The following is a 26,420-nucleotide window of genomic DNA, read 5'->3' as shown; positions in this document are numbered from 1 at the left end:
AGGTCACCCACCCGCAGGAGGTCCTCCACGTCGCCGTCCCACGGCGAGGGACCCGTCCCGGCACCCTGCAAGAATGCGTGGTCGTGAGTCATCTGCTGGACCTCGGGTCCCGGAAGTTCTGGCGACTGGTCGGCAGGCCCGTCGACCTCGCCGGGGAGCACTCCTGGCTCCGCGCCCCGGTGAGCCGCTCCTCCACGGTCGCGGACGGCTGGCTCGCCGCCGAGGCCGCGCACCACGGGGGCACGGTCGACGACGAGGTCGCGAGCACGGGTCCTTCGGCGGGCCCGGCGCCCGGCCTGCTCCCGGCGATGTCGCGCCTCGACGGTCCCGGGTTCGACGCCGCCGGGCTGGACCCGCGGATCCGCGACTTCTACGAGCACACCGCCGCCTGGCACATGGAGGTCTGGAGCGGGTGGTCGCCGCTGTTCTGGGCCGCCGGCGAGCTGATCGCGCGCGTGTTCGCCCGCCGGGTGGAGCAGCTCTCCCTGCCGATGCGCCCGCTCGACGTCGCGCACGGGATGGACAGCCGGGTCCGCGTGATCCGCGACCGGGACGGCGAGCAGGTGGGTGCCGCGTGGCTGCGGACGCTCCGGCCGTCGGGCCGCTACGTCTTCAGCGGCTGTTACTCGGCACGCCGGCTCCCCGGCGCGGTGGGGCCGAGCGTCCACGTCGCGTTCCCGCTCGAGTCCGGCAACGTCCAGGTGTTCCTGCGCCCGGCCGTCGGCGACGACGGCGACCTCGTCCTGGAGTCGCCTCCGGGACGGTTCGGGCAGGACGGCGCGTACGTCACCGTCCACGACGGCGGACGGGACTTCGCGGCCCGCGTGCCGCTCCACGAGACCTTCCACCTGTACCGGGACCCGTACGGTGTGCTCCGGACCGACCACGAGCTGCGGATGTGGCACACCCGGATGATGCGTCTGCACTACAAGATGGAGCGCGCCCGATGATGCACACCTTCCACCTCGCCGAGCTGCCGGCGGGGGTGACGGCCCGCGCGCTGGTGCGGCCGCCGTCGGGCACCACCACGCCGGGGCTGGACCACGCCGAGTGCCTGGCCCTCATGCGCCTGGGGGCGCCCGTCGTCTCGCCGGACCGGCTGCAGCTGCGGCGGATCGCGGTGTTCGCGCAGTGGCGCGACGAGGACGCCGTCGACCGGTTCCTGTCCGACGACGCCCTGGGGCGTCACCTGGCGACCGGCTGGCACGTGCGGATGGAGTACCTGCGCCGCTGGTCCAGGCTCGCGGCGCTGCCCGGCCTGCCCGCCCGGGCCGGGACCTGGGAGAAGGACGAGCCCGCGGTCGCGGTGACCGTCGCGCGGATGCGGCTGCCCGAGGTGCCCCGTTTCCTGCACTGGGGCCGGCCGGTCGAACGTCAGGTGCGCGACCACCCCGGCACCACGCTCGCCCTGGCCGCGATCCGGCCGCCGCGCACCATCTCCACGTTCTCCGTGTGGCGCACGGTGCGCGAGATGGAGGAGATGGTGCACGGCCGCGCCGAACCCGCGGACCGGCGGCACGCGGACGCCATGGTCGAACGGAGACGCCGTGACTTCCATCGGGAGTTCGCGACGTTCCGGTTCCGCCCGCTGTCGGAGCACGGCGCCTGGGAGGGGCGGACCGGGATCGTCCCGGCCCGCTGATCCGCCCGCAGGCCGCCGAGGCGTACGGTCAGGAGGCGACGACGCGCGGCAGCAGCGTCTCGGTGAACTGCCAGATCAGGGACGAGTCGTGCGTGTGGAAGGCCGCCCCCGAGTAGAAGGTGCGGTTGCGGCCCTGGAGCGCGCCGAGCCGGCGGTAGAAGCCCGCGCGGACGGCGGCGGCAGGCACCGTCAGCTCGAACGGGGTGTGGCTGGCGAAGGTGGCGAAGCCGGGGTTCGTGGTCGGTACGGTGCCCGCGTCCCGCAGGCGGCGGACGCTCGCCCGGATCTCGGCCTGCACCGCCCGGTCCGACAGCGCGACGGGGCTGCCGAACTTGACGTTGTGCAGGCCGGGGATCCCGGTCGGGGAGATGACGTAGACGCCGGGGAGCTCGGGCAGGTTGTGCGGGGTGTCCAGGCCGACGTTCCGCACCGACAGGTTGTCGGGGATCCCGGAGTCGCGCAGCACGCCGGTGTAGTAGGCGCTGTTGCGGAACTGGCCGAAGAGGTTGCGCTCCAGGCCGTCGAGGTCGAACCCGTCCAGGTTGTCGAGCAGCGGCGGGATCGTCACCAGGATCTTCCGTGCACGGATCGTCCGCCGTCCGGCCGGCGTGTCGACGCGGACGACGGCGTGCCGCCCGCCGTCCCGGTCGGTGGAGAGGACCCGGCTGTTCAGCAGCACGTCGTCGCCCAGCTCGGTGCGCGCCTTCTCGTACAGCTCGCTGTTGTCCCGGCGGGAGGTGGTGAGGAACCCGGTCTGGAGGTTGCGCAGGATGTCCGAGCCGAAGTTCTTCATCACGTACAGGGTCGGCTGGCGCAGCAGGTCACCGAGACCCTGGCCGAACTGGAAGACCGTCGGCACCACCGCGTCGAGGCCGTACCGGCGCACGAACTCGCCGAATGGCAGGAGCAGGTCGGCGGGCACCGGGTCGGGCAGGTCGAAGCCGTGCTCCAGGTACGGGAACCGGGCGAGCTGCTCGCCGTACAGAGCCAGCGCCGCGCCGGGGTTCGGCGGCGTGTAGCCCGCTGCCTCGCGGCCCGTGCGGTAGTCGGCATAGAGAGTCTCGCCGCCGCCGAACGACGCCTTCTGCAGCGGGATGTCGAAGCGCTCGAACCACTGCCGCACCAGGGGCTGGTCGTGCCAGACGACGACGCCGATGTCGACGCTGCCACCCGTGGCGGGGTCGGTGTAGGTCTGCGTGTGCCCGCCGAGCCGCCCGTTGTGCTCCACCACGACGACGCTCTGCCCCAGCTCCCGGAGCCGGACCGCCGCGTACGTCCCGGCCGCACCGCCACCGATCACCGCGACGTCGCGCACGATGTCGCCCGCGCCGCGCGGTTCCGAGCCGGCCGCGGGGCTCGCCGCGGCGGACCCGAGCGCCACCGCCCCGGCGCCCGTCCCGATCAGTCTCAGCAGATCTTTGCGGCTCAGGTTCATGGCGAGTTCCTCTCGAGAGGGCGGCGCAGGAGCGCGGCAGGGGTGATGGACGTTCGTCACATCGCGGTGGCGATTTGTCGCAAACGTCCCGTGCACCCTAGCAACGGGTGGTCGCGCGGCACAGGGCGCCAGATATCCTTCGGCGGTGCCAACGAAAGCGGGGATCGACCCGGACGAGCTCGCCACCACCCTCCGGGTGCTGAGCCAGCTCCACGACCTCGAGCCCGACCACCCCGACGTCAAGACGGTCAAGCAGGCGACCGGCTACATGTGGAAGCTGCTCAAGAAGTCGCGCAAGGCCGCGGTCCGCGAGCAGATCCAGGCGCACGACCGGAGCATCATCGAGCGGACGGCGACCGGCTCGGCGGCGCGGATCGACGACGAGACCGCCGGCATCCCGCTGGTGTCCTCCGCGCCCGGGGCGTTCGCCGGGGAGCTGCGCACCGCCCGCGGCTGCTACATCTGCAAGACGGACTACACCCTGGTCGACTCGTTCTACCACTGGCTGTGCCCGGACTGCGCCGCGAAGAGCCACGCGCGCCGCGACCAGCGCACGGACCTGACCGGCCGCCGCGCCCTGCTCACCGGCGGCCGCGCGAAGATCGGCATGTACATCGCGCTGCGCCTGCTGCGCGACGGCGCCCACCTCACCGTGACCACCCGCTTCCCGAAGGACGCGGTGCGCCGCTTCTCGGCGATGCCCGACGCCGCCGACTGGCTGCACCGGCTCAAGATCGTCGGCATCGACCTGCGCGACCCCACCCAGGTGATCGCGCTGGCCGACGACGTCGCCGCGGCGGGCCCGCTCGACATCCTGGTCAACAACGCCTGCCAGACGGTCCGCCGGACCCCGGGGGCCTACTCGCAGCTCGTCACGGGCGAGTCGGCGCCGGTCGCGCCGCTCCCCTACGGGCTCCGGGCGCCGGAGATGGTCACGTTCGACCACGTCTCGGAGGCCCACCCCGCCGCGATCGCGGGCGCCCTGGCCGCCCTGTCGGTCGCGCACCACGAGGGACAGTCGCAGGACGACGCCGTCGCGACGCACACCGCGGCGTCCCTGACGGCACTGGCGCTGAGGGCGGGCTCGGCCTCCCTGGACGCGCACCTGGCCGGCACGGCGGTCGACGCCGGCGGGCTGCTCCCCGACGTGCAGAAGAACAACTCGTGGACCCAGGTCGTGGACGAGGTCGACCCGCTGGAGCTCCTGGAGGTCCAGCTCTGCAACGCGATCGCGCCGTTCCTGCTCATCTCCCGGCTGCGTCCCGCGATGCGGGCCGCGACGGCGACGTCGCGCCGCGGGTACGTCGTCAACGTCTCCGCGATGGAGGGGCAGTTCTCCCGCCGGTACAAGGGCGCGGGACACCCGCACACCAACATGGCCAAGGCCGCCCTCAACATGCTGACCCGGACCTCGGCCGGGGAGATGTTCGAGAAGGACCGGGTCCTGATGACCGCCGTGGACACCGGCTGGATCACGGACGAGCGTCCGCACGAGGAGAAGCTGCGGCTCGCCGCCGAGGGCTGGCACGCGCCCCTCGACCTGGTCGACGGCGCCGCGCGCGTCTACGACCCGATCGTCCAGGGCGAGGCCGGGACCGACCTGTACGGCTGCTTCCTCAAGGACTACGAGCCGTCGCCCTGGTAGGGGCCTCGGCAAGGCGAACCGCCTCGCGGGCGATGCGGAGGCCGAAGCAGCAGCACGGCATAGGTCAGGACGAACACCGGAATGCGCCAATGTCTCCGTGCAGCGACGAAAGCATGGGCCACGGTCCGCGTGGCGAAGGAGGTCGACGAGGGCTCAAGCTCCACTGAGTGGCCTCGGGCCGAGACAAGCTCCCTCGTGCTACTCTGGCTCAATCACGATCAGCCCGTTGCCGCAAGGCGCGGGCTGATTTTCTTTTCCAGGGAGGTCCATGGCGGAGTAGGCGAAGCCGTGGCTGTCCGTCGACGAGCAGGTCGACCGGCTGGCGGGGCACGGAATTGAGATCGAGGACCGCGGCCGAGCCTCGTCGGTCCTGCGGGCGGTCGGCTACTACCGCCTCACCGGCTACCTCTACCCGTTCCGCGAGTCCGAACAGCACGTCGACGACGAGGGCCGCACGCGGATCCGCGTGCTCAGCGACTACCGGGCGGGCACGACACTGCGGCACGCCGAGGACATCATCGACTTCGACCGGCGGCTGCGCATGCTGGTCATGGACGGCGTCGAGCGCATCGAGGTCGCCGTCCGCATGCGGATCGGGTACGTGCTCGGCAGGAGGTCCCCCTTCTCCTATGAGGACCCGAACTGCTTCACTGAGGCCTTCACCGCCGAGAGCACCGGCGCCCGGGACCCCGCGTCGAGCAGGCACGTGCAGTGGCTTCAACGCGTCAACGACAGGAAGGCCAGCTCCGACGAGCAGTTCGTCGAGCACTTCCGGGAGAAGTACGACGACCGCATGCCGGTCTGGGCGCTCACCGAGATCCTCGAACTGGGCCACCTCTCCGTCCTCTACCGCGGCATGCACCAGCAGGACGCCGAGGAGATCGCCCTGGCGTTCAAAGTCCCGACAAAGAAGATCATGACCAGCTGGCTCGCCAGTCTGAACTACGTGCGCAACGTCGCGGCGCACCACTCCCGGCTGTTCAACAGGAAGCTCCAGCACGCGCCGGCCCGTCCGAAGGCAGGACAGATCCCAGTCCTCGACCACCTGCGGGACGAGAAGACCGCCAAGGGCGTCTTCGGGACCTACAACGCCCTCGCCGTGATCGCCTACATCCTGCCGTCCATCGACGCCGACTCGGACTGGGCGAAGCAGCTGGCAGCACTGCTGCGCGAGTTCCCGGACTCGCATGCCCTGACGATCGCGTCGATGGGGACTCCGCAGGGCTGGGAGTCGCTCGACCTCTGGCGCGGCTGACCTGACGGCCCGTGGGCCAGTGCTGCAGGCGAAGTCGGATCTCCATCCGCATCGCCTCACCCATGGCGGCTTTTCCAGCCACGCTCTGATGTCACGGGGACGTGCGCTCCTCACCCGCTACGGGAGCGCCTCCCGGCCCGCTCCCTCTGGGCGCGGGCGTGCTCGACCTGGCGGTAGCAGGTCTCGTGGCGGTCGGCCCACGTACTGTCGGCCTCGTCGTGCACCACCTGGGCAAGCACGCTCCAGACGCTCTCAGGGATACGGCGCAGCAGGACGATGTCCTTGCGGCGCCAGGCCAACAGATAGCGGACGGCGCCGGACCATGCAGGGTCGGTGGCGGGCACACCGGCCAAGGCCGTGAAGATGGCCTGCAGCGGCAACTGCTCGAGCAGGGTCGCCGCTGCCCCCTCGTGGACCGGGTAGCCGGAGTAGCGGCCGGTTCCGCCTGACCGCCAGCGCAGGAGCGCCAACGCTTGGTCGGGTTCTCTTGGGTGCGCCTCAGCAAGGCTGCGGGCGAGGTCGTCGGCCAGTCGCTCAGGATGCCCTGAAGCGGCCTCATCGAGGATCCGGGGAACCCATGCACGAACGGCCTCGGGTGCTGCCACCGACCAGGACTCGAGAGCCCGCGCCTGGTCTCGCCGCTGCTGTTCGCGACGGTCGACCCGTTCAGCAGGGCGCGTATAGCCGTGAGCAGCCAGCCAGGCGATGAGCTCCGGACCGTGCGCGAGCTCGACGTCGCCGTCAGGCGAGCCCTGCCAGCGCAGCGTCGAGCCGTGGTGCCAGCCGAGGACATCGATTGCGGTGCCCTCGTGGTCGAGCAGCTCGAACGCGGAGTCGCCGAGGCACGTGCAGTACATGCCCGTGGGTCGGGAAACCTCCAGCAACCGGGCCAGATCGTCGAGCTCGGCACGTTCCCTGATCGTCAGCGCGGGCTCGACGTCGCGCGGTCGGCCCCCGGACGCACCGCGGTCGTACACGCGGATGACCGACGCCGAGCGCACCAGGCCGTTCAGGACCTGCGCATCGAACGCGTAGTCGTCGGACATGCACGCCAGGGTAGCGGCGCGCCTGGTGGGGCGGACCCTCGCAGGAAACGGAGAGAACGAAAAGGCCCCGCGGACACGGCGTCCGCGGGGCCTTTCCTACGACGGCTCAGCCCACCAGCCGCGCTCGGCCAGCCGGTGCGGCTCCGGGATCTCGTCGACGTTGATGCCGAGGTCCAAGATCGGGCGCGCTGTGAGTCGAGATCATCCAGGGAAGATCCTGGGCCAGGAGTCTCGGGGGGTCTCGATCCAGGATCGTAGGTGTTTCTCCATCGCTTCACTCACCGTCCCGATGCCCTCAGGGGCATCGATGCGTCTGAAGTGTGCGAACGTATCCAGGTAGGCGCGTGCGACGGCTGGGTACAGATCAGCTGCTTCAACCGATGCGCGGCGAGCCTCCACCCCGTAGTGATCGCCTTCGGGCCGCCCGACGGTCAGCAGGAGAAACCCCGGCCAGCCCCGAATGCTCTCCAGACGTATTGGAATCGCCCTCTCGAAGAGTCCCGTCTCTCCCAGACGATTTTCGCGACAGTCATCGAGCATGTTGGTCAGAATCGGCCACAGCGCCCCGACATCATCCCAAAGATCAGGCCCGAACATTTCAACCCCGTCGATGGTCATGCTTATGAAGCCTTCTACGTATCCATACCGCGCCTGGGTAAAAGAATCCATATCCTGAACCGGATCGAACTTTGGAGATCCGTGCCGGTCGGACAGATACGTCTGAATGGCGATATCGCTCACGGTTCACTCATCCCCACAGGGTGGAACGTACCAATAGCCCCTTGGTTCACACCGAGCCGGTACTTTACCCCGTCGATCGTAGCCTCCACATTGCCGATCTGCTGCTCCGGCCTCGGCTTTCGTGCAATTACCTCAATTTCGTCAGCCTTCTGTCGGACGACCTGATCGATGAGGCCAACGATGTCGTCAACGGTCCTCGACTCCCTGAACATATCGTTGCTCAGCCTTGCCTGCTCCGGATCGAAGTACGTCGGGTGATGCCTTTCGAGGATGTGCTGCATCCCGCCACGTTGGAGAACTAGCGTGGTTTTGCCATACCTGAATGTCTTCGGCTTCCAGTTCTTGAGAACCGCGAGGCAGCCAGAATTGTGAACAAGGACTTCAGCGTCGCCGACGTGGTAGGTGTGCAGACCGAGAACCGCAAGGTTGTAGGCCGCTCCTTCACGTACCGTTCCAGTATCGATTCCGACGACAGCCAGCTCGGTGCCGTTCGCCGACAGGACCTTCTCGCCGGGAGCGAGGTCCTTCGCGTCCTCGAAGGCGTGGTCCCCCGACGACCAGAACGGGTGGTCGGCGGTAGTGGTGATCTTGTCACCGCTGGCAAGCCTGAGGTCCACGAGCGTGTCCTGGTGGACGAACGTGTCGAGCACTCGGCGCGGGCCGCTCACTCCGGATACAGGATCACTCGCATGGACGTCGTCACCGGGCCGGACGTCCCGGATGGGCTTGTGTGTGCCGTCAGCCATCAGCACGGGCGTCGATCCGGCGAAGGACGCGAAACACCCCGCCGGCACCGCGACCGGCAGCTTCTTTCCCTTCGTCGCGACGAAGGTGACGATCTTCTCGACTGCCCTGACGACCGCCGGTATCGCCTTGAGTGCCTTGATCGCCTTTCCGACCGGCAGCACGTTGAGCAGCGTCATCACGCACGCGAGGATGTCCGCCTCGGTGAAGCACTTCTCGAGGTCAGTCAGACCGATGAAGTCCTTCATGATCGGCCAGAGCTCCTGAATGATCAGCTGCTCGACATCAGCCTCGACAGCAACCGCGGACTCCGGCACGGACGAATCGAGCGGGACCAGCGGCTCCGGCACGGTAGACCCGCCGACCGTTCGCGTCAGGCAAGCCTCTGAATCCTCGGCGCCCTGCTCGAACACCAGCTCGTGGTAGACCTCGGTGCCGACGATGCACGCTCCGAAAGGGCCGTCCATGATCCCGCCCCAGGTGACGACGGTCTGGTCATCGCCGATGCGGTCCTGCAGGTAGCCGTCGAGCTCTGACGTGAAACGGAGACGCGCCAGGTTGTATTCGGACTCGAAGTACAGAACCTTGCCCTGGAGGATCTCGTCCCCGACGGCCTTGTATTCCTCGACCCACTCGGGTCTGTCGGAGACGAACTGCCGAGGCCCCGCGTAACCGACGCGGGGGTCGGCCTCCTTGCTCTCGTCCTGACCCGCGACAGCATCGAATCGGACGACCGAGACCTGCGGCAGCATCGTTGATGCCTCATCCGCGTCATCCACACCCATTGCGTCGACGTCCGTGGCACCGGTGCCGGCCAGCTCTCCACCCAGCGTCCGGTAGGTTCGCGCGTACGGGTCAAGCGTGTCAGCGGTGATCGCGGGGTCACTCTTCGCACTGGCGTAGTCGAGTACGCCATCGGCGTCCACATGGCTGTCGATCGCGTCCAGCTCGCCCATGACGGCGGCAGCCGTGAGGTCGTCGGGAACCTGATCAGGATGCTTCTGCCGTACCTGAGCGATCGCCTGCTCGAGGAACAGTTCGATGTCCGGCAGCTTGTCCAGCTCAGCGCCGGCGTCCACCACAGGCGTGCCCCCGCCGTCCGTCGAGGTCGGTGGCGGCGCATCCGTGGCTCTGGTGCAACCAGTCATGACCACGGCGATTGCCGTGATCACCACCAGCACGACCCCTCGAACCGCCAAGGCGTGAGCCTCGCGAGCAAACATCCACGGCCTTCCCCACACGACGCAAGAGTCCAGGGCAGCACCTTGCGCCGTTCCCCCCGTTCAGACGCCACACCGTAGGCAGGGTGAAAGTCACCGGTCAATGCCGACGACCAAGCCGCCACGCCACGCGACAACTTGACCGAGGCCCCGCCGCGCGCGTCTACGATCCGATTTTCCAGGACGAGCCGCGTCGCCCTGGTAGGACCCACCTCCTGACGTCGATTCAGCAGGCGCCAGGCGGCCGTTACCCGGCGGGTTACGGCTCTGGCACAGCCTGCTGAACGCAAGTCAGCCCCGACAGACGAAGGGGCCCCGCGGACACGGCGTCCGCGGGGCCCCTTCGACGGCGGTTCAGCTCACCAACCCCGCTCGGCCAGCCGGTGCGGCTCCGGGATCTCGTCGACGTTGATGCCGACCATGGCCTCGCCCAGGCCGCGCGAGACCTTGGCGACCACGTCGGCGTCGTCGAAGAACGTCGTCGCCTTGACGATGGCCTCGGCGCGCTGCGCCGGGTTGCCCGACTTGAAGATGCCCGAGCCGACGAAGACGCCCTCGGCGCCGAGCTGCATCATCATCGCGGCGTCCGCCGGGGTGGCGATGCCGCCCGCGGTGAACAGGACGACCGGCAGCTTGCCCGTGGTCGCGATCTCCTTGACCAGCTCGTACGGCGCCTGGAGCTCCTTGGCGGCCACGTACAGCTCGTCCTCGGGCAGCGACGTGAGGTGGCGGATCTGCGCGCGGATCTGGCGCATGTGCGTGGTCGCGTTCGAGACGTCGCCGGTGCCGGCCTCGCCCTTGGAACGGATCATGGCGGCACCCTCGGTGATGCGGCGCAGCGCCTCGCCCAGGTTGGTCGCACCGCACACGAACGGCACGGTGAAGTTCCACTTCTCGATGTGGTTCGTGTAGTCCGCGGGGGTCAGCACCTCGGACTCGTCGATGTAGTCGACGCCGAGCGACTGCAGCACCTGCGCCTCGACGAAGTGGCCGATGCGCGCCTTCGCCATCACGGGGATCGAGACGGCCTCGATGATGCCGTCGATCATGTCGGGGTCGCTCATGCGCGACACGCCGCCCTGGGCACGGATGTCCGCGGGCACCCGCTCGAGCGCCATGACGGCCACCGCGCCCGCGTCCTCGGCGATCTTCGCCTGGTCGGGCGTGACGACGTCCATGATGACGCCGCCCTTGAGCATCTCGGCCATGCCACGCTTCACGCGCGCGGTGCCGACCGTACCCACGGTGTTCTCGCCGGTCACGGATTCAGTCACGGTTACCTCGCATAGTTCTCGCCGGTGGGATCGACGCCGGTCGTTCCGGGCGCGGTCGGCGCCCTGACCCGATCTTATCGCCCGGCCTGCGACGTCCCTGACGGCGACCGCAGAACGGTCACCATCTGGACAACCCGGTCACCCGCCGGCCGGCTCCAGGCCGTGCGGCAGCGCGTCGTCGAGCTCGACGGTGCGCGGCATGGGTGCCCGCCCGGCCAGGTGGAACAGGCGCACGTACCAGAGCCGCCGCACCCGCCGGGTCTGGGCCACGGCCTCGTTGTGGAACCGCCGCGCCAGCGTCACGCGGTACCAGGCGGCGGCGAGCCCCTCCAGCACCTCGCCGCCCGGCCCTGCCCGCAGGTCGTGCACGGCCTCGGGCGAGCCGAACGCCTCGCGCAGCGTCGCCGTGAGCCCGGACTCGGCCCGCTCCCGCGCGGAGTCCAGCCCGTCCATCTTCAGCGCGGCGGCGGGCGAGGTCACGGCTCCGGCGTCGGACGCCGCATAGGCGGCGTCGGCCACCAGCACCGCGCTCGCCGGGTCCAGCGCGCCCGACGTCGCCAGCTCCACCGCGGCCGAGGCGCGCCGTACGAGCTGGGCGTCCAGGGCGATCCGCGAGGCCGCGACCTTGCGGTGCAGCCGGTCGACCCGGGAGGCGCCCCGCCAGGCGAGCAGCAGGGCGACCACGAGGGCGCCGAGCGCGACCAGCGCGATCTCCGACCAGCTCACGCGTCACCCCCGGCCCGGCGCGGGAACAGCCCCATGAACCGGCCCATCACGTCGCCGGCGATCGCGTGGTCGGCGTCGAGCGTCATCTCGTAGACGGCCAGGACCTGCTCCGTCACGCCCGACCAGTCGAACCGCTGGACCCACTGCGCGGCGTGGGCGCGGTAGGCGTCCCGGCGCGCCGGGTCGGCCAGCAGGTCCAGCACCGTGGTCGCGAGGTCGCCGGGGTCGCCGGTACGGAACAGGGCGCCCGCGGCGCCGTCGTCCAGCACGCGCTGGAACGCGCCCAGGTCGCTGGCCACGACCACGGACCCGGCGCTCATCGCCTCCACGAGCACGATGCCGAAGCTCTCCCCGCCGGTCTGCGGGGCGACGTACAGGTCGGCGGACGCCAGCAGCGCCGCCTTGTCGGCGTCGGACACCGCGCCCAGGAACTCGACGGAGGAGGCCAGCTCCCCCAGGGTCTCCCTGGTCTCGGCGACGATGCCGTTGCCGCGGCCCGCCACCAGGAACCGCGCGCCAGGCACCCGGTCCAGGATCGTCGGGATGGCCTGCACCAGGACGCCCAGCCCCTTGCGCGGCTCGTCGAGCCGGCCGAGGAAGGCGATGGTCGGCGCGTCGGGCGTGCCGGTCCACTCCGGCCGCCGGGGGCTGGTCGCGAACACCTGCGTGTACACGCCGTTCGGGATCACGACGGCGTCGCCGCCCAGGTGGTCGACGAGCGTGCGGCGCGCGTCCTCGGACACCGCGATGCGGGCCGCGATCTTCTCCAGCGACTGCCGCACCAGCGGGTAGGCGACCTGCAGCGCCCGCGAGCGCACCTGCGAGGTGTGGAACGTGGCGACGACGGGCTCGGTGGCCTGCCACAGCGCGATCATCGACAGGGACGGGACCATCGGCTCGTGCAGGTGGACGATGTCGAACGGGCTGCCGTCGATGCCGCCCTCCAGCCAGCGCCGCACGCGGGTGGCGGTCAGCGGCCCGAAGGTCAGCCGCGCGACCGACCCGTTGTACGGCACGGGCACCGCGCGGCCGGCGGCGGTGACGACGCCGGGCAGCTCGGTGTCGTCGCTGGACGGCGCGAGCACCGAGACCTCGTGCCCGGCGGCCTGGAGCGCCTCGGCGAGGTCGCGCACGTGGAACTGCACGCCGCCGGGGGCGTCGAACGAGTAGGGGCAGACGATGCCGACGCGCAGCGTGCGGTGACCGCGCCGCCGCACGGCCCTCATCCGTTCTCCTGGGCCCCGCGCCGCCGGGTCTCGCGCTCCTCGGCCGCGCGCCGCTGCGCCTGCCGCTGCCGCGCCGGGCCGAGGTCCGCGACGAACACCCGCTGCAGCATGTGCCAGTCGTGGGTGTGCTCGGTGATCGTCGTCGCGAGCTGGTCCACCCAGCCCTGCGTGAGCACGCGCGCCTGCTCGGCGCGCGGCAGCCCGGGGTCGGGCTCGGGCAGGGGCGGGTGGAACCGGATGACGATGCCCCACGGCGTGCCGGCCGAGCGGCGGCGCGCGCCGCTGAGCCGCTCGTAGGTGATGCCGACGGCGCTTACGGGGACGCCGGCCTCAAGCCCGAGCAGGGCCGGTCCGGCGGCGACCCGGGCGCGGTGTCCGGCGAGGTCGACCTCGATGCCGGTCGAGGTGAGGTCACGGTCGCTGAGCAGCGGGATCAGCCGCCCACCCTCCTTGGCGCCGCGGACGAGCGCGCCGAGCACGTCGCCGTCGCCGAGGGCGAGCACGTCGATGCCGAGGGAGCCGCGGAAGCGCACGAACTGCTCGAAGAGCTCGTCCGGCTTGAGCCGCTCGGCCACGGTGAGCACGCCCGCGAGGTTCTGGGAGGCGTACGCCCCGGCCAGGTCCCAGTTGCCGAGGTGGCCCAGGGCGAGCGAGACGGCGCCGCCGTCGGCGATCACGGGCCGCACGTGCTCGTCGTAGCCCTCCAGGCGCACCCGGGCGCGGAGCTGGTCGGCGGTGACGCCCTGGAGCGTGAACGCCTCGCGGAAGTAGCGCATGTAGCTGCGCATGCCGACCCGGGACAGCCGGCGCACGGCCGCGGCGTCCAGGTCGGGCCGGACCCGCGCGTAGTTGCCCTCCATGCGGCGCACGCCCTTGCCGCGCCGCAGCCAGGCGACGTCGGCCACCACGGTGAACAGGCCCCGGAGCACCGGCTCGGGGATCTTCACGGCGTTGCGCCACGCGAACGTGTAGGCCTTGGCGACGTCCATCAGGCGCCCTGCCCGGCCAGCGGACCCTCGTGCGGGTCGGTGCCGGTCTCGACGACCTGGCGCGTGAGCTGCGCCCGCACGGTGGCGATGCGCTGGAACACGGTCACCAGGCTCGCGAGCGCCAGCAGCGTGAGCACCACCTCGAGCACGACGACGGGCAGACCCACCTGCATGAACGTGAACGGGACCAGCGCGAGCAGGAGGCGGTCGGCGCGCTCTGCGATGCCGACCTGCGCGGTCGCGCCCACGCTCTCGGCCCGGGCCCGGGCGTAGGGCACGACGCTGCCGAGCACCAGGCAGGCGAGCGCGGCGGCCGTGCCCCACAGGCCGTGGTGCTCGTCAGGGTGCACCACGAACCAGAGGGTGATGCCGGCGAACACGGCGCCGTCGGACAGCCGGTCGAGCGTGGAGTCCAGGAACGCGCCCCACGGGCCGGAGCGCCCGGCCTGGCGCGCCATGACGCCGTCGAGCGAGTCGAACAGGACGAAGAAGCCGATGAGGAGACCGCCCACGAGCGTGTGCCCGGTGGGCAACAGCGTCAGGGCCACCACGGTGACGACCACGGTGCCTGCGATGGTCACCGCGTCCGGTGAGACCCGCAGTGCCAGCAGCAGCCGCGCCAGGGGCGTGAACAGCCTGGTCATGAAGGAGCGCAGGCCCCGTAACATCAGTTCTCCTCTCAGCCCCCCGCGGTCTCCCAAGCCTCTGCGAGCCGACGACGGGTGTCCGCCAGCAGCTCGGGCAACGCCTTGGTCTGGCCCACCACGGGCAGGAAGTTCGCGTCGCCCAGCCAGCGCGGCACCACGTGCTGGTGCAGGTGCGCGGCGATGCCCGCCCCCGCGACCTCGCCCTGGTTGATACCAAGATTGAAGCCTGCGGGGGCGTGAACGGCACGCGACACGCGCATGGCCTGCTGAGTCATCCGCGCGAGCTCGACCGTCTCGGCGTCGGTGAGGTCCGTGTAGTCCGAGACGTGCCGGTACGGGAGCACCATCATGTGCCCGGAGTTGTACGGGTACAGGTTCAGCACCACGTAGCAGTCCTGCCCGCGGGCGACGACGAGGCCCTGCTCGTCGTCGCCCTGCGGGATGCGGCAGAACGGGCACTGCTGGGTGGTGCCGTCGGCGGGCTTGTCCTGCCCGCCGATGTAGACCATGCGGTGCGGCGTCCAGAGCCGCTCCAGGTGGTCCTCGGCCGGGCCGAACGCGCGGGGCGACTCGGCGGTGGGCTCGCTGCTCATCTGGCGCCCGTCAGCCGCCGTCAGACCTGGACGCGGTCGCGGACCGCGGCCACGATGCGCTCGACGGCGTCGGCGACCGGCACGCCGTTCTCCTGCGTGCCGTCACGGAACCGGAAGGACACGGCGCCCGCCTCGACGTCCTCGCCGCCGGCGATGAGCACGAACGGGACCTTCTCCTTGGCCGCGTTGCGGATCTTCTTGCCGAACCGGTCGTCGGACAGGTCGAGCTCGGCGCGGATGCCCTGGGCGCGGAGCTGGGCGACGACGTCCTTGAGGTAGTCGTCGAACGCGTCGGCCACGGGCACGGCGAGCACCTGGACCGGCGCGAGCCAGGCCGGGAACAGGCCGGCGTAGTGCTCGATGAGCACGCCCATGAACCGCTCGATGGAGCCGAACTTGGCCGAGTGGATCATCACCGGCTGCTGGCGCGTGCCGTCCGCGGCGGTGTACTCCAGCCCGAAGCCCTTGGGCTGGTTGAAGTCGTACTGCACGGTGCCCATCTGCCAGGTGCGGCCGATGGCGTCCTTGGCCTGCACGGAGATCTTGGGGCCGTAGAACGCGGCGCCGCCCGGGTCGGCCACGAGCTCGAGGCCGGTCTCGCGGCCCACGCGCTCCAGGATCTCGGTCGCGGCGGCCCAGTCCTCGTCGGAGCCCACGAACTTGTCCGGCTTGGAGTCGTCGCGCGTGGACAGCTCCAGGTAGAAGTCGTCCAGGCCGAAGTCGCGCAGCACGCTGAGCATGAAGTCGAGCAGGTGCTTGACCTCGTCGGGCGCCTGCTCCGGTGTCACGTAGGAGTGCGAGTCGTCCTGGGTCAGGCCGCGCACACGCGTCAGGCCCTGCACCACGCCCGACTTCTCGTAGCGGTACACCGACCCGAACTCGAACAGGCGCAGCGGCAGCTCGCGGTAGGAGCGCCCGCGCGAGGCGAAGATCAGGTTGTGCATCGGGCAGTTCATGGCCTTGAGCCGGTACTTGGACCCCTCGAGGTCCATCTCCGGGAACATGGTGTCCGCGTAGTAGGGCAGGTGGCCCGAGGTGTGGAACAGGCCGTCCTTGGTGATGTGCGGCGTGCCGACGTAGGAGAAGCCCTCCTCGATGTGCCGCTGGCGCACGTAGTCCTCCATGACCCGCTTGATCACACCGCCCTTGGGGTGGAACAGCGGCAGGCCGGAGCCGACCTCGTCGGAGAAGCTGAACAGGTCCATCTCGGCGCCGATGCGCCGGTGGTCGCGGCGCTCGGCCTCCGCGAGCCGCTCCAGGTACGCCTTGAGCTCGTCCTTGGTGGGCCACGCCGTGCCGTAGACGCGCTGCAGCATCGGGTTCTTCTCGCTGCCGCGCCAGTAGGCGGCGGCGTTGCGCATGAGCTGCACGCCGTTGCCGATCAGGCGGGTGTTCGGCAGGTGCGGCCCGCGGCACAGGTCCTTCCAGACCACGGTCTCGCTCTCGCGGCCGGCGCCCCGGACGTTGTCGTAGATGGTGAGCTCGGCGCCGCCCACCTCGACGTTCTCGCCGTTGTCGTCGTCCGAGCCGCCCTTGAGGCCGATGAGCTCCAGCTTGTAGGGCTCGTTCGCGAGCTCGGCGCGCGCCTCGTCCTCGGTGACGACGCGGCGGCGGAAGGTCTGGCCCTCCTTGATGATGCGGCCCATCACCTTGTCGAGGGCCTTGAGGTCCTCGGGCGTGAACGGCGTCTCGACGTCGAAGTCGTAGTAGAAGCCGTCGGTGACGGGCGGGCCGATGCCGAGCTTGGCGTCCGGGTTGACCTGCTGCACGGCCTGCGCCAGCACGTGCGCGGCGCTGTGCCGCAGCACGGCCAGGCCGTCGGGCTCGCTGATCGTCACCGGCTCGACCTTGTGGCCGGCCGGGATCTCGCGGTCGAGGTCCCACAGCTCACCGTCCACGCGCACGACGACGACGTCGCGGCGGTCGCCGTACAGCTCGACGCCGGAGGTCGTCGCCGTGGTCGTCGTCGCCTCCGTGGGGCTCTCGACCGGGGTGAGGTCGGCAGGGACGGGCGGCGATACGACGTCGGACACGGCTGTGCTCCTAGCGGAAGGTCATGAGAACTGATCGAGGGGCGCCGTCGTCACCGACAACGCCCCTCGATCGTACCGACCGTAGGTCGCGACCGCCGCCAGCGTGGCGGACGGCGGGTGCTAGCGCCCGTCGCGCTCCTGCTCCTCGGGGCCGCCCCACTCCTTCGCCTTGTCACCCAGCGAGTCGATGGCGCCGTCCGCCTGGTCGGGCGCGAAGCCCTTCAGCTTGTCGGTAGCGGCGTCCACGTTCTCGTCGGTGAGCTGCTCCTTGGCCTTCGCCACGTTGTCCGGGTCCGTGACGAACTCCTTGGCCTTGTCAAAAAGCCCCATGATCGACTCCTCTTCGACACTGGCACACAACGTGCGCCCCCTGCGCACGACGGGGTCCCGTCGCCATCGTCGAACCTACGCGCGGAAGGCGGTTCGCGCACGGCAACCCCGTCCCACCTGGTTTCTCGCGCGGCGGAAAGAATCGGCGGACGCCGCCCGCGTCTCGTAACGTCAGCCTGTGGAGTACCTGATCGTCGCAGTCGTCGCCGCCATCCTCATCATCGCCGTCACCGCGCTGGCGCCCAAGGCCGGCGTCGCCGCGCCGCTGGTCCTGGTGGTGCTGGGCGCGGGCGTGAGCCTGCTGCCCTGGGTGCCGGCGGTGGAGATACCCCCCGAGGTGATCCTCGGCGGTGTGCTGCCGCCGCTGCTCTACTCGGCGGCGGTCGGCCTGCCGTCGATGGACTTCCGGCGCGACTTCACGGCCATCGGCGGGCTCTCGGTGACGCTCGTGGTGATCAGCTCGGTGCTGCTCGGCCTGCTCTTCCGGTGGCTCATCCCGGGGATCGACCTGGCCACGGCCATCGCCCTGGGCGCGATCGTGAGCCCCACCGACGCCGTGGCGACCTCGATCGTGAAACGGCTCGGCGCCTCGCCGCGCAGCGTCACGATGCTGGAGGGCGAGTCCCTGCTCAACGACGCCTCCGCGCTGGTGCTGCTGCGGTCCGCGATCGCGGCCACCGCCGCCTCGGTCAGCCTGTGGGGCGTCGTGGGCGACTTCGCCTACGCGGCCCTGGTCGCCGTCGCGATCGGCGTGCCCGTCGGCTGGCTGGGCCTGCGGGTGCGCCGCCGGCTGGGCCACGCCGCGCTGAGCACCGCCATGTCGTTCGTGGTCCCGTTCGTCGCCTACATCCCGGCCGAGGAGCTCGGTGCGTCCGGCCTGGTCGCCGTCGTCGCGGCGGGCCTGGTGACCGGCAACGGCTCCCCGCGCTACCTGCGCCCGCAGGACCGCATCGCCGAGCGGTCCAACTGGCATACCGTGGAGCTGCTGCTCGAGGGCGCCGTGTTCCTCATCATGGGCATCGAGCTGTTCGGCCTCATCGAGGACGCCGAGGCCGGGACGGGTTCCGTCTGGCAGGCCGTCGTCGTCGCCGCGATCGCCAGCGTCGCGATCCTCCTGGTGCGCACCGCGTTCGTGACGCCGCTCATCGCGATCCAGGGCCGCCGGGCCCGGCGCGGCGAGGCCGTGCGCGAGACCCTCACCGCGTTCCAGGACCGCATCGACCAGCGGGCCGCCGCGACTCCCCCGCCGGCCGAGCCCGCCGAGGGCGGCCGCGGGCGCAAGGGGCGTCGCTCCACCGCGGAGCGGCTGGAGCGGATCCAGGGCACGCTGCGGCGCCGGACCGCCGACATCGACTACGACCTCTCCCGGCCGCTCGGCTGGCGCGAGGGCACGCTGCTCGTGTGGGCGGGCATGCGCGGTGTGGTCACGCTCGCCGCGGCGCAGACGCTGCCGGCCGACACCCCGGGCCGGTCGTTCCTGATCCTGGTCGCGTTCGGCGTCGCGTTCGGCACCCTGCTGGTCCAGGGCAGCACGCTGCCGTGGGTGGCACGGCGCCTCGGCCTGGTCGGGCAGGACACGGCCGGCGACCTGCCCGCCCTGCGGCGCGAGCAGGAGCGCGCGGCGCGCGCCTTCCTGGCCGAGCCGCACCGCCCGGACGGCACGCCGTACGACGCCGGTGTGGTCGCCCGCGTGCGCAAGGACACCTTCCGGGAGCACGAGTCCCAGGACGAGGACGCCGTGCTCACCAAGGAGCGCTTCATCCAGTACCGCGAGCTGCGCCTGGCCACGATCGCCGCCCAGCGCGAGGAGCTGCTCGCCGCACGCTCGGCGGGCACCTTCGACTCGGCCCAGCTCGGCACCGCCCTGGACCTGCTGGACGCCGAGCAGATCGCCGTCGAGATGCGCAAGGGCAAGTTTTCGCTGCGCGAGGAGGACCCTGAGCGTTAGCCTCCCCGGCGTGACGCTCTACACACCGCTCCACCTCGACTGGCCGGGCTGCCTCAACGTCCGCGACCTGGGCGGGCTGCCGCTCACGGGCGGCGGCACCGTCCGGGAGCGCGTCCTGGTGCGCTCGGAGTCCCCCAGCTACCTGACCGACGACGGCGTCACCGCCGCCGGCGCCTACGGGCTGTCGCGGATCATCGACCTGCGCCGCCCGGAGGAGCTCGAGGAGTGGCCCAGCCGCCTCGCGGACCTGCCCGGGTACCTGCACCTGCCCGTGCAGGGCGCGGACGAGCCCGAGGAGGGCCCCTGGGTGCACCTCTACCAGGGCCTGCTGGACCGGCACCCGGAGCTGTTCGCCCGCGCCCTCGCCGCCGTCGCGGACGCCCCCGAGGGACCCGTCCTGGTGCACTGCGCCGCCGGCAAGGACCGCACCGGGCTCGTCGTGGCGCTCGCGCTCAGCCTGGCCGGGGCCGACGTCGACGCGCTCGCCGACGACTACGAGGTCACCAACGAGCGGCTCGCTCCCCGGTACGCCGGGCGGGCGGCCGAGCCCGGCTACGAGCCGCCCGCCGCACGCCGGGTACCGCCCACCCGGCAGGTGATCCTCGGGGCGCTGGAGCACCTGGATTCCCGGCACGGCGGCGTCGAGGCGTACCTGACCGCCGGCGGGCTCACGCCGGGGCACGTGCGGGCACTGCGGGACCGGCTGGTCGGCTGAACTCGTCGGCTGAGCGGACGCCGTCGTCCGGGGTGGCCCGGGTGTCGTCGTCGGGCACGAGAAAGGCCCCGGACCGAGGTCCGGGGCCTTGCTGGTGGGCGATACTGGGATCGAACCAGTGACCTCTTCCGTGTCAGGGAAGCGCGCTACCGCTGCGCCAATCGCCCGAGGTGGGTACGGGATTCGAACCCGTGTGTACGGCTTTGCAGGCCGCTGCCTCGCCTCTCGGCCAACCCACCGTGCTCCCCACCAAAGCGGGTATCGAGCGGATGACGGGACTTGAACCCGCGACCCTCACCTTGGCAAGGTGATGCTCTACCACTGAGCTACATCCGCGCTATGACCATCCAGAACCCTGCGGGCCTGGCGTGGTGACGCTCCGGAAGAGTAGTTCACAAACGGCGTGCCGGTCCAATCGAAATGAGCGCGCCACCTGCGGGCGCGCGTTCTGGCCGCCGCGGGACGCGGACGGCGGCGCCGGGATGGCCCGGCGACGCCGCCCGCGCAGGTCAGGAACGGGTGCGTGTCAGTAGATCGAGACGCCGTACGCGCTGAGCGCCTCGGTCACCGGCTGGAAGAACGTGGTGCCGCCCGAGGTGCAGTTGCCGCTGCCGCCGGACGTGATGCCGAGGGCCGTCGACCCGCTGTACAGCGCGCCGCCGGAGTCGCCCGGCTCGGCGCAGACGTTCGTCTGGATCATGCCCGACACGACGCCCTCTGCGTACCGCACGGACACGTTCAGGGCGGTGACGGTGCCGGAGTGCACCCCGGTCGTGGAGCCGTCGCGCGTGACCCGCTGGCCCACGTAGGCGTTGCCCGCGGAGTAGCCGCCGGGGTGGCTCAGCGACGTGTTGTCGTACCGGACGATCGCGTAGTCGTTGCCGGGGAAGCTGGAGCCCACGGTGGCGCCGACCAGGGTGGTCTGCGCCGAGTTCGTGTACCAGGTGGGCACCGAGTTGCCGCAGTGCCCGGCGGTGATCAGGTAGTACTGGCTGCCGCTGCGGACGTTGAAGCCCACGGAGCAGCGGTACCCCGAGCCGTAGATCGCGTCGCCGGAGCCCAGCAGCGGCTTGAAGACGCCGGCGGTGCGCTTGACGGTCAGGGCGTCCTCGTCGGCGCCGGCAGCCGCGCGGACCTGGGCGAGCTCGGCCGCGGAGACGGTCGAGTCGGCGGTGACGACCACCTTGCCGGTGGCCGTGTCGGTGTACCAGGCGACGCCGTCGACGTCGGCCTCGCCGACCGCGGCGTGCACGGTGGCGAGCTCGGCCACGGTGGGCCGGTCGGGCGCGGCGACGGCCGCCGGCCCCGCGAGCGTGGACGTGGCGAGTCCGAGCCCCGCCGCGAGCGCGATGAGACGGGCCTTGCTGGCCGAACCGGGGCGGATCGTGGTGCGAGTGAACCTCATGGCACATCCTCCTGGGTTGTGGGCACGCTGGCTGCGTGCCCTGCTCGGCAGGAACGGGGCGCCGTCGCCTGCCGTCTCGCTGGCCGCCGAGTATTACTGCTGGACAATTCACCCCACAAGGCTCCGAACCAGTTGTAACCGGCTGGTAACGAAATCGGGGCTGACGAAGCTCTTTCACCCTGCATATTCATGGATCGACAGGGTTAAACCTCGCACTCAGGCTTCTTTTCGCCTCATAACCCCGGGCAGGGGCAGGAGGGGTTATGTTCGGCGGCATGAGTGCTTCCGACGTCATCCCCGCCAACCTCCTCCACCTGCTCGAGAAGCCGAACTACGCGTTCCTCGGCACCATCCGGCCCGACGAGACCGTCCAGGTGAACCCGATGTGGTTCGACTTCGACGGCGAGAACCTGCGGTTCACGCACACCACCTACCGCGCCAAGTACCGCAACCTGCAGCACAACCCGTCGATGAGCCTCACGATCCTCAACGACGAGAACGCCTTCAATTACATCGAGGTGCGCGGCAAGCTCGTGGAGGTGGTCCCGGACCCGACGGGCGACTTCTACGTGCACCTGGGCAAGCGGTACGGCAACGCCGAGCAGCAGCCGCCCGCCGACAGCGCGGACCGCGTGATCCTGGTGATGAGCATCGAGCACTACACGACGCAGTAGTCGCGTCCCGGACGGCGGGCCGCACCCCGGCCCGCCGTCCGCCGATGAGTTTCTCGCGCACGGCCGGTCACCACGGGCACACATCGAACCGAGGAGAGACCGATGCAGAAGCTCATGGTGGACTTCATCATCTCGCTGGACGGCTACGCGGCCGCCGAGGGCTGGCCGGGGTTCTGGGGCCTGGAGGGGCCGGAGTACCTGGCCTTTCTCGGAGAGGACGGCGAGAACCAGCACACCACCCTGATGGGTGCGAACACGTACCGGCTGATGCACGGGATGATGGCCGAGGCGCCCGAGGACCCGATGGCCGACATGCCCAAGGTGGTGTTCTCCTCCACCCTGCAGACGCCGCTGTCGTGGGCCAACACGGAGCTGGTCACCGGGGACGCCGTCGAGGCGGTGCGCAAGCTCAAGGAGACCTCCGACCGCCCCCTGCGCACGCTCGGCAGCCTGAGCCTGTGCCGGTCGCTGCTCGAGGCGGGTCTCGTGGACAGCTTCCGGGTGGTCCTGTTCCCGGTCATCACGGGCGCCAGCGGCCGGGAACGCATCTTCGACGCCTACCCCGACGTCGCCCTGGAGCTCGTCGACAGCCGGATGTTCGACGGCCGGCTGCAGCTCCTGGAGTACACGCCCACCGTGCTCGACGGCCCGCCCGGGGACGGCAGCTGAGGCCGGACGAGGTCGGACGGGAGGAGACGTCATGCTGACGCAGGTAGCGGACGACGTACTGGTCCACCAGAGCGAGCTGCTCCGGAACAACACCGTCGTCGTGCGGGGCCAGGACGGCGTACTGGTCGTCGACGCCGGGATCACGGGGGCCGAGCTGGCCTGCCTCGCGAACGACCTGAGCGAGCTGGGCCTGCCCGTCGTCGCGGGCTTCTCGACGCACCCCGACTGGGACCACGTGCTCTGGCACACCGACCTGGGCGAGGCCCCGCGCTACGGCACCGCCCGCTGCGCGGCCGACATGCGGGACCTCCGATCGAGCGCTGACTGGCGGTCCCGGGTCACCGAGGGGCTGCCGCCCGAGATCGCCGACGACGTGCCGCTGGACCTGTTCGGCCTGCTCACCGGGCTGCCCGCCGGGACCGCCCGGATCCCCTGGGACGGCCCGGACGTACGGGTCGCCGAGCACCCGGCGCACTCCCCCGGCCACGCGGCGCTGCTGGTCGAGGGCAGCGGCGTCCTGGCCGCCGGCGACATGCTGTCCGACGTCTTCGTGCCGATGCTCGGCGACTTCACCGACGAGAACGACCCCGTCGAGGAGTACCTCACGGGGTTACGGGCCCTGGAGGACGTCGCGGGCGACGTCGGCGTGCTCGTGCCGGGGCACGGGTCCGCCGTCGCCGGGGCGGACCGGGTGCGCGCCCGGATCGACCTGGACCGCGCGTACCTGTACGCCCTGCGGGACGGCCGGACTCCCGCCGACCCGCGCATCGACACGGCCGAGCCCGGCTGGGAATGGGTGGGCGCCATCCACGAGGGGCAGGCGGCGGGTCTGGCGCGGTGGAACGAGCGTCACCGGTAGAACTGCACCCCGTACGCGGCGAGCACCGGCTTGATGGGCTGGTACAGCGAGATCCCGTGGGCGGGGCACTTGCCGCCGGCGGAGCCGGACGTGATGCCGAGGGCATGCCGGCCGCTGGACAACGCCCCGCCGGAGTCGCCCGGCTCGGCGCAGATGTTGGTCTGGATCAGGTCTCGCACCAAGGCGCCGCCCCCGTACCGGACGGTCACGCCGACGGCGGTGACGACTCCCGAGTGCTTGCCGGTCGTGGAGCCGACACGGGTCGCCTTCCGGCCGACATAGGCGGTCCCTGGCACGAACCCGCTGGGCCGGACCAGGGACCGGCTGTCGTAGCGGACGAGCGCGTAGTCGCCGCCCGGGAACCGGGACCTGACGGTGGGGCCGATCTTGTGGGGGTATCTCAGAGTGACTCGCCAGGAGGCCGCCTCGTTGCCGCAGTGCCCGGCGGTGATGAGATAGAGACTCCGGCCCCGACGGACGTTGAAGCCGAGGGAGCACCGGATACCCGAGCCGTGGATGGCTGTTCCCGGGCCGGCCGACCGACGCACCGGTCTGAACTCGCCTTCCGTCCGCTGAAGGTTCAGCTCGCCGATCTGGTCGCCGGCCGCCCTGCGCACGTCGTTGCGCTCCGCACCGGTGACCGTGGAGTCCGCCAACACCACCACCTCGCCGGCGGTCTTGTCGGTGTACCAGGCGACGCCCTCCACCTCGGACTCCCCGATGGCCTCGTTCAGCTCCGCCAGCTCGGCGTCGGTCGGCTCGTCGGAGCCCACGGCCTGCGCGGGCGCGGCCGTGGCCGGTGCCAGGAGTCCGAGGACCATGGCGAGAGCAGCTATACGTATCCGCCGCGTGGCGACGGGGCGGGATGCGGTGGGACGTGTGTTCATGGCGACCTCTCAGTGTTGAGGCCGGCCGGCGGCTTGTTCCGCGAGGAGCGCGACCGCGCGCCCTCGGCGTCGTCCGTCCGGTCGGCACGGTCCTGCTCAACCTGACGTAGTTCGACTTGCAGCACTTCCTCGCCGAATTTAACCCGCTCCTCGGTGAGACGCAGGGCGGTATCGGACATAGCGAAAGGCCCCCGGTCCGGCGTCTCCGCCGGCCCGGGGGCCTTTCCTACGCGTGGGCGATACTGCTGCGTATGGGACCCCAGTGGGACTGGGATTGGCCACCACGCCGCCCGATGACACATTCGAACTTTCACGACAGCCTATCGTGCAGCACCGATCGCCGGGGCACTGCAAGCGACCACGAAGCGCCAAGCCCGGAACCTGGGGGAAGTGCCGATGGGTGGCCGTGCTCGTACACCTGCGGGCGACACCACCGATCGGTCATGCAGCCGCGAGAGTGGACAGATCGACCGTTTGACTGGGTCGATCGAGCTTCTTCGCGTCACTCTTCATTAAGCCAAGGAATGATATCCGGCGGGGTGGCGAGGGCAGGGGGATCGCCGAATACCGTGAGAGACGGGGAGCTTTGCTCATTAAAGTCGTCGACCCCCTGGGCCATGTTGGCCATAACTTGGTAGAAGTAGTCATCTCCCGAGTGAGGAATCTCTTCAATATGCATTGCGCCGAAACCAGATTCGCGCGGATTATCCGGGATCTCGCAGGCTATGGAATGACTCCTCAACGCTCTGGTACTCGTCGTTTCGAATCGAGCGAGCTCGAAAGCGCCCTGAACGCGGAATGTTGCAAGACGAAACCCGACCCTCCACAAAAACTCCATTTCCGGAGATTTCCGCTGACCGCTCCATACTTTCAGAAGGTTGTTATACTTCGGCCTGAAATAGCTAATCATGGCATGTTCGGCGAGGTTGATAGTTCCATTTGTGGCACGCCCCCCATTGCGCTTTCCGAACCACTCGAAGAACTCTTCAAGAAACCCGTGCTGCGGATTTGCCACCGAAGGATTCTCGATGTGATCAGCGTTCACGAATTCGGTTGCTGAGATGATGAGCGGTGTAACGAATATGTCCCATTCGGTGGTCGCGTGATCCTCGTAAATTTGCTGTAGCGTGCTATGCCTCTTGAGCCTCGCCCCGACATCTTCCGCCTTTCCGATGTAGAGAACCTCGTGCCGCGAAAAAATTGGATGGGCATTTGATAGCAGCGTTGCGAGAGCCCAGGATTCGCCGTGAGCAAACTTGCTCTCGATATGGAACTTGAAGTACTGGCCACTTGGGTCGGCGGAGAATTTGTAAATCTCGGATGGAAGCCGCGCATCGACCATAGTGGAGTCGTCGTTTCCTATAGAAAATGTTGCTACCTTGTTTGAGTAATCAACGATTCTAGTCCTCGGCCGTCGGGTAACTATATAGAGATTAGCTGCGCCGACTGCGAGGGCTAGGGTGCTCGTGGAAAATCGGCGTTGGTACGTGTGAACTGCCTCTGTCGAAACCATGAGTGTGCCAGTCACAAAACTCCTTCGATCGGCTGCGTTGCCGTGGCGGTCGCTGCACAGGAAATAGTACATTACGTGGGTGCTCGTTTGTTGATCGGCAGGCAGCCGCGCATTGGTGTTAGGAGCCAATGATCGCTGTTCAGTGGTGTGGGACAGATCGAGTCAGTGCGTCGGGTTCTCCTGCAGGTGGGACGGTGTTTCTGG

The 26,420-nt window shown here is 70.0% G+C and carries 24 protein-coding genes and 3 tRNA genes; 9 read left to right on the top strand and 18 right to left on the bottom strand.

Annotation, left to right across the window (positions count from 1 at the left end):
- The first annotated feature begins 83 nt into the window (after nt 1-83).
- Entirely contained in the window at nt 84-950 is an 867-nt protein-coding gene (locus H291_RS0108975) for a hypothetical protein (RefSeq protein ID WP_026365552.1), read from the top strand.
- A complete protein-coding gene (locus H291_RS0108970) occupies nt 947-1,642 on the top strand; it encodes a hypothetical protein (RefSeq protein WP_020014649.1) in 696 nt (231 codons plus the stop codon). The genes H291_RS0108975 and H291_RS0108970 overlap by 4 nt, the downstream gene beginning before the upstream one ends.
- Before the next feature lie 28 nt (nt 1,643-1,670).
- On the opposite strand, the gene H291_RS0108965 is transcribed toward H291_RS0108970, so the two are convergent.
- Nucleotides 1,671-3,077 carry an FAD-dependent oxidoreductase gene (locus tag H291_RS0108965; protein WP_020014648.1) on the bottom strand — a complete coding sequence of 469 codons (1,407 nt, stop codon included), beginning with the start codon at nt 3,075-3,077 and terminating at the stop codon, nt 1,671-1,673.
- Nucleotides 3,078-3,222: 145 nt separating this feature from the next.
- Between H291_RS0108965 and H291_RS0108960 the strand changes: the two genes are divergently transcribed.
- Together H291_RS0108960 and H291_RS32005 are read left to right on the top strand one after the other, a co-directional pair.
- On the top strand, nt 3,223-4,722 hold the full coding sequence (locus H291_RS0108960) for an SDR family NAD(P)-dependent oxidoreductase (RefSeq protein ID WP_026365551.1): 1,500 nt from the start codon (nt 3,223-3,225) through the stop codon (nt 4,720-4,722).
- Between the two features lie 292 nt (nt 4,723-5,014).
- Entirely contained in the window at nt 5,015-5,977 is a 963-nt protein-coding gene (locus H291_RS32005; protein ID WP_026365550.1) for an Abi family protein, read from the top strand.
- A 110-nt stretch (nt 5,978-6,087) separates the two neighbouring features.
- On the opposite strand, the gene H291_RS0108950 is transcribed toward H291_RS32005, so the two are convergent.
- From H291_RS0108950 to H291_RS0108895, 11 genes are all read right to left on the bottom strand, one after another.
- Nucleotides 6,088-7,023 (bottom strand): hypothetical protein, encoded by a 936-nt coding sequence (locus tag H291_RS0108950; RefSeq protein WP_020014645.1) that lies wholly within the window; start codon nt 7,021-7,023, stop codon nt 6,088-6,090.
- Between the two features lie 201 nt (nt 7,024-7,224).
- Nucleotides 7,225-7,764 (bottom strand): hypothetical protein, encoded by a 540-nt coding sequence (locus tag H291_RS0108940; RefSeq protein ID WP_020014644.1) that lies wholly within the window; start codon nt 7,762-7,764, stop codon nt 7,225-7,227.
- Complete coding sequence (locus H291_RS0108935) at nt 7,761-9,683, bottom strand: polymorphic toxin-type HINT domain-containing protein (RefSeq protein ID WP_232216010.1); 1,923 nt, start codon at nt 9,681-9,683, stop codon at nt 7,761-7,763. The genes H291_RS0108940 and H291_RS0108935 overlap by 4 nt, the downstream gene beginning before the upstream one ends.
- Before the next feature lie 404 nt (nt 9,684-10,087).
- Nucleotides 10,088-10,990, bottom strand: a complete 903-nt coding sequence (pdxS, locus tag H291_RS0108930) for a pyridoxal 5'-phosphate synthase lyase subunit PdxS (protein WP_020014642.1) — start codon at nt 10,988-10,990, stop codon at nt 10,088-10,090.
- Nucleotides 10,991-11,140: 150 nt separating this feature from the next.
- The gene (locus tag H291_RS0108925; RefSeq protein WP_020014641.1) at nt 11,141-11,728 is read right to left on the bottom strand and encodes a hypothetical protein; all 588 of its coding nucleotides are present in this window, start codon (nt 11,726-11,728) and stop codon (nt 11,141-11,143) included.
- Nucleotides 11,725-12,921, bottom strand: a complete 1,197-nt coding sequence (locus tag H291_RS29275; protein ID WP_198012489.1) for a glycosyltransferase family 4 protein — start codon at nt 12,919-12,921, stop codon at nt 11,725-11,727. Before H291_RS29275 ends, H291_RS0108925 begins: the two co-directional genes overlap by 4 nt.
- 29 nt (nt 12,922-12,950) lie before the next feature.
- Nucleotides 12,951-13,943: a phosphatidylinositol mannoside acyltransferase gene (locus H291_RS29270; RefSeq protein WP_020014639.1), complete on the bottom strand. Its 993-nt coding sequence runs from the start codon at nt 13,941-13,943 to the stop codon at nt 12,951-12,953.
- Nucleotides 13,943-14,611, bottom strand: a complete 669-nt coding sequence (gene pgsA / locus H291_RS29265; protein WP_051109399.1) for a phosphatidylinositol phosphate synthase — start codon at nt 14,609-14,611, stop codon at nt 13,943-13,945. The genes H291_RS29270 and pgsA overlap by 1 nt, the downstream gene beginning before the upstream one ends.
- Before the next feature lie 11 nt (nt 14,612-14,622).
- Entirely contained in the window at nt 14,623-15,183 is a 561-nt protein-coding gene (locus H291_RS0108905) for an HIT family protein (RefSeq protein ID WP_020014637.1), read from the bottom strand.
- A gap of 20 nt (nt 15,184-15,203) precedes the next feature.
- Entirely contained in the window at nt 15,204-17,216 is a 2,013-nt protein-coding gene (gene thrS / locus H291_RS0108900; RefSeq protein ID WP_020014636.1) for a threonine--tRNA ligase, read from the bottom strand.
- A 120-nt stretch (nt 17,217-17,336) separates the two neighbouring features.
- The gene (locus H291_RS0108895; RefSeq protein WP_020014635.1) at nt 17,337-17,546 is read right to left on the bottom strand and encodes a hypothetical protein; all 210 of its coding nucleotides are present in this window, start codon (nt 17,544-17,546) and stop codon (nt 17,337-17,339) included.
- A 178-nt stretch (nt 17,547-17,724) separates the two neighbouring features.
- Between H291_RS0108895 and H291_RS0108890 the strand changes: the two genes are divergently transcribed.
- Nucleotides 17,725-19,494, top strand: coding sequence for a cation:proton antiporter (locus tag H291_RS0108890; protein WP_020014634.1), 1,770 nt, complete (start codon nt 17,725-17,727; stop codon nt 19,492-19,494).
- A gap of 10 nt (nt 19,495-19,504) precedes the next feature.
- Nucleotides 19,505-20,209: a tyrosine-protein phosphatase gene (locus H291_RS0108885; RefSeq protein WP_020014633.1), complete on the top strand. Its 705-nt coding sequence runs from the start codon at nt 19,505-19,507 to the stop codon at nt 20,207-20,209.
- Nucleotides 20,210-20,301: 92 nt separating this feature from the next.
- Here H291_RS0108885 and H291_RS0108880 read toward each other — a convergent pair.
- From H291_RS0108880 to H291_RS0108865, 4 genes are all read right to left on the bottom strand, one after another.
- A tRNA-Val gene (locus tag H291_RS0108880) sits at nt 20,302-20,376 on the bottom strand.
- Between the two features lies 1 nt (nt 20,377).
- Nucleotides 20,378-20,448: transfer RNA gene (locus H291_RS0108875), tRNA-Cys, on the bottom strand.
- Between the two features lie 25 nt (nt 20,449-20,473).
- Nucleotides 20,474-20,545 (bottom strand) — tRNA-Gly (locus tag H291_RS0108870).
- A 190-nt stretch (nt 20,546-20,735) separates the two neighbouring features.
- Nucleotides 20,736-21,614 carry a S1 family peptidase gene (locus tag H291_RS0108865; RefSeq protein WP_020014632.1) on the bottom strand — a complete coding sequence of 293 codons (879 nt, stop codon included), beginning with the start codon at nt 21,612-21,614 and terminating at the stop codon, nt 20,736-20,738.
- 275 nt (nt 21,615-21,889) lie between these two features.
- On the opposite strand from H291_RS0108865, the gene H291_RS0108860 reads away from it, so the two are divergent.
- From H291_RS0108860 to H291_RS0108850, 3 genes are all read left to right on the top strand, one after another.
- Complete coding sequence (locus tag H291_RS0108860; protein WP_051109458.1) at nt 21,890-22,288, top strand: PPOX class F420-dependent oxidoreductase; 399 nt, start codon at nt 21,890-21,892, stop codon at nt 22,286-22,288.
- Nucleotides 22,289-22,390: 102 nt separating this feature from the next.
- Nucleotides 22,391-22,957 (top strand): dihydrofolate reductase family protein, encoded by a 567-nt coding sequence (locus H291_RS0108855; protein ID WP_020014630.1) that lies wholly within the window; start codon nt 22,391-22,393, stop codon nt 22,955-22,957.
- Nucleotides 22,958-22,988: 31 nt separating this feature from the next.
- Nucleotides 22,989-23,816 (top strand): MBL fold metallo-hydrolase, encoded by an 828-nt coding sequence (locus H291_RS0108850; protein ID WP_020014629.1) that lies wholly within the window; start codon nt 22,989-22,991, stop codon nt 23,814-23,816.
- Here H291_RS0108850 and H291_RS0108845 read toward each other — a convergent pair.
- Together H291_RS0108845 and H291_RS33705 are read right to left on the bottom strand one after the other, a co-directional pair.
- On the bottom strand, nt 23,807-24,637 hold the full coding sequence (locus tag H291_RS0108845; protein WP_020014628.1) for a S1 family peptidase: 831 nt from the start codon (nt 24,635-24,637) through the stop codon (nt 23,807-23,809). The two genes, H291_RS0108850 and H291_RS0108845, sit on opposite strands and share 10 nt — an antisense overlap.
- A 568-nt stretch (nt 24,638-25,205) precedes the next feature.
- Nucleotides 25,206-26,231, bottom strand: coding sequence for a hypothetical protein (locus H291_RS33705; protein ID WP_157236784.1), 1,026 nt, complete (start codon nt 26,229-26,231; stop codon nt 25,206-25,208).
- Between the last annotated feature and the right edge of the window lie 189 nt (nt 26,232-26,420).

The organism is Promicromonospora sukumoe 327MFSha3.1, assembly GCF_000385135.1.
Classification (GTDB): domain Bacteria; phylum Actinomycetota; class Actinomycetes; order Actinomycetales; family Cellulomonadaceae; genus Promicromonospora; species Promicromonospora sukumoe_B.
Note: the sequence above shows the minus strand (reverse complement) of the source record. Positions and strands in the feature narration are given on the sequence as shown.

Excerpts from the sequence above, each read along its gene's own strand:
- H291_RS0108965 (WP_020014648.1), bottom strand. The coding sequence starts at position 3,077 with ATGAACCTGAGCCGCAAAGATCTGCTGAGACTGATCGGGACGGGCGCC.
- H291_RS0108895 (WP_020014635.1), bottom strand. The coding sequence starts at position 17,546 with ATGGGGCTTTTTGACAAGGCCAAGGAGTTCGTCACGGACCCGGACAAC.
- H291_RS0108970 (WP_020014649.1), top strand. The coding sequence starts at position 947 with ATGATGCACACCTTCCACCTCGCCGAGCTGCCGGCGGGGGTGACGGCC.
- H291_RS0108845 (WP_020014628.1), bottom strand. The coding sequence starts at position 24,637 with ATGGTCCTCGGACTCCTGGCACCGGCCACGGCCGCGCCCGCGCAGGCC.
- H291_RS0108855 (WP_020014630.1), top strand. The coding sequence starts at position 22,391 with ATGCAGAAGCTCATGGTGGACTTCATCATCTCGCTGGACGGCTACGCG.
- H291_RS0108905 (WP_020014637.1), bottom strand. The coding sequence starts at position 15,183 with ATGAGCAGCGAGCCCACCGCCGAGTCGCCCCGCGCGTTCGGCCCGGCC.
- H291_RS0108850 (WP_020014629.1), top strand. The coding sequence starts at position 22,989 with ATGCTGACGCAGGTAGCGGACGACGTACTGGTCCACCAGAGCGAGCTG.
- H291_RS29270 (WP_020014639.1), bottom strand. The coding sequence starts at position 13,943 with ATGGACGTCGCCAAGGCCTACACGTTCGCGTGGCGCAACGCCGTGAAG.
- H291_RS0108950 (WP_020014645.1), bottom strand. The coding sequence starts at position 7,023 with ATGTCCGACGACTACGCGTTCGATGCGCAGGTCCTGAACGGCCTGGTG.
- pgsA (WP_051109399.1), bottom strand. The coding sequence starts at position 14,611 with ATGTTACGGGGCCTGCGCTCCTTCATGACCAGGCTGTTCACGCCCCTG.
- H291_RS0108865 (WP_020014632.1), bottom strand. The coding sequence starts at position 21,614 with ATGAGGTTCACTCGCACCACGATCCGCCCCGGTTCGGCCAGCAAGGCC.
- H291_RS0108860 (WP_051109458.1), top strand. The coding sequence starts at position 21,890 with ATGAGTGCTTCCGACGTCATCCCCGCCAACCTCCTCCACCTGCTCGAG.